3 protein-coding genes and 1 pseudogene are annotated in these 1,854 nt (G+C 66.3%); 1 reads left to right on the forward strand and 3 read right to left on the reverse strand.

The features are described from left to right. A pseudogene (locus tag ACEN88_RS30620) lies at nucleotides 1-351 on the forward strand (twin-arginine translocation pathway signal protein); the annotation flags it as partial. A gap of 4 nt (nucleotides 352-355) precedes the next feature. Here the strand turns inward: ACEN88_RS30620 and ACEN88_RS30625 are convergent. From ACEN88_RS30625 to ACEN88_RS30635, 3 genes are all read right to left on the reverse strand, one after another. Next, nucleotides 356-535: a hypothetical protein gene (locus tag ACEN88_RS30625; RefSeq protein ID WP_413345786.1), complete on the reverse strand. Its 180-nt coding sequence runs from the start codon at nucleotides 533-535 to the stop codon at nucleotides 356-358. Between the two features lie 224 nt (nucleotides 536-759). After that, nucleotides 760-1,500, reverse strand: a complete 741-nt coding sequence (locus ACEN88_RS30630; protein WP_413345790.1) for a sulfite exporter TauE/SafE family protein — start codon at nucleotides 1,498-1,500, stop codon at nucleotides 760-762. Nucleotides 1,501-1,607: 107 nt separating this feature from the next. Beyond that, nucleotides 1,608-1,854: DUF1302 family protein (locus ACEN88_RS30635; RefSeq protein WP_413345788.1), on the reverse strand; the 247-nt coding region annotated here is incomplete at its 5' end.

Consider the following 1,854-nt stretch of genomic DNA (forward strand, 5'->3'; position numbering starts at 1 on the left):
GATCCGGCCTACCCGCCCGACGGCCAGGACCTGCTGCCCGTGCTGACGGGCCAGCGCACGCCCGGCGAGCGGACGCTGTTCTGGCGCTACAAGGCGAACGCCCAGCGCGCCCTCCGTTCGGGCAATTGGAAATACCTGCGCCTGAACGGCAACGACTTCCTGTTCGACGTGGCCAATGACCAGCGCGAGCGCGCCAACCTTGTCCAGCGCCACCCGGACGTATTCGACAAGCTGAAGGGGGAATGGGAGAGCTGGAACGCGAGCATGCTGCCGATCACGCCCGACGTGCGCACGCACGGCGTGAACGGGAAGGTGCAGGCCGACCACTACCACGCGGAGGGCACCGACTGACCGGTCAGTCCTGGGCTGCGTCGTCCTTCTCGTCGCGGCCCAGCAACTCGGTGGACCACTCCTGCCAAGTACAGTTGGGGCAACGCCGCCACAACAGGATCAGGAAAAACGTCGCGCAACCGAATGCCAGCACGATCGCGTGCAACGCAAGATCCGGTTCGAGCCCATAGAGTAAATCCAGCATGGCGCACCTACCTTCCTGGCGGAATCATTCATGGCGATACCGCATGATTCCACTGTAGACCAAGCAGGAGGCCGTGTCCAGCGCACGCCGAAGGCGTGCTCAAGGCACCTCGAAAAACCGTCGCGAGCGGCAGCAATGTTGTCCGAGAAGCGCAGCTGTACGAGTAGTACAGCGAGCATCGCAGGACGACAGTGCAACGCGCAGCAGGTTTTTCGACGTGCCTGTCAAATGGGTTTCAGGAACAGTCCGACGGTGAGCGCGATGCCGATGCAGACGATGGCGACGCGCAACGCCTTCTCGTTCACGCGGTGCAGCGCCCATGCGCCCAGCAAGCCGCCGATGACGGCCCCCGCCGCCAGCACGCCGCACTGCAGCCAGTGCAGGTCGGGCGACGTCAGGAACAGGACGACGGCCGACGCATTCATCACGCCGGCGAGCACGTTTTTCGTGGCCCCGGCATTGCGCGCGGCGAGGCCCGCCATCGTCAGCGCGGCCAGCATCAGGATGCCGATGCCGCCGCCGAAATAGCCGCCGTAGACGGCGATCAGGAATTGCGCGACCGCCGTCGCCGCGGGTCCGAGGTGCACGGCGCCCGCCGCGCCGGGTTTGCGGAAGAAGCTCCCCCACGTGAACAGGGCCGTCGCGAACAGCACGAGCCACGGCACGAGCCGCGCGAACACGGCCGGCGACGTGTGCAGCAACAGCAATCCACCCGCCGCGCCGCCGGCGATGCTCAACACGAACAGCGCCCAGAACGGCAGGCCGCCTGCGCCGCTGACCAGCTTGCGGCCGGCGTATCCGGACGTGATCTGCGCGGGGAACAGCGCGACGGTGGACGTGATGTTCGCGGCGAGCGGCGACATGCCGGACACGATCAGCGCGGGCAACGTGACGAACGAGCCGCCGCCCGCCAGCGCGTTCTGCACGCCGGCCCACAGCCCGGCCAGGAAGACGAGCAGCAGCATCATGGTGCCGCTCCGTATCGATGGTCGTTGGCTGGGCGGTGTGGTGTCGGCATGGCGCGGCGGTGAGCTGGTCGGAAGCCCATCTTACACCGCGCCCCGTGCCGTCGTCAGTGGCCGCCCTTCTCGCCGTTCTTGTGACCGTGGTCGCCGCCCTTGTCCGGGCCGAAACTGCCGACCACCGCGGACTTGCCCATTGGAAAATAACTGAGGCCCACCGGCACGCTGAGGTCGATGCCGGGAAAGACCTGGCGGTAAGTCGGGGTGTACACCAACTTGATACCCAGAGCATCGTCAGTGGTGTTGGGATTCAACGCCGCGCTGTTTTTGGTCACGCTAAGCAGCCGATTCCATGCC

It is taken from the genome of Massilia sp. CT11-108, from assembly GCF_047302915.1.
GTDB lineage: Bacteria > Pseudomonadota > Gammaproteobacteria > Burkholderiales > Burkholderiaceae_D > Telluria > Telluria orientalis.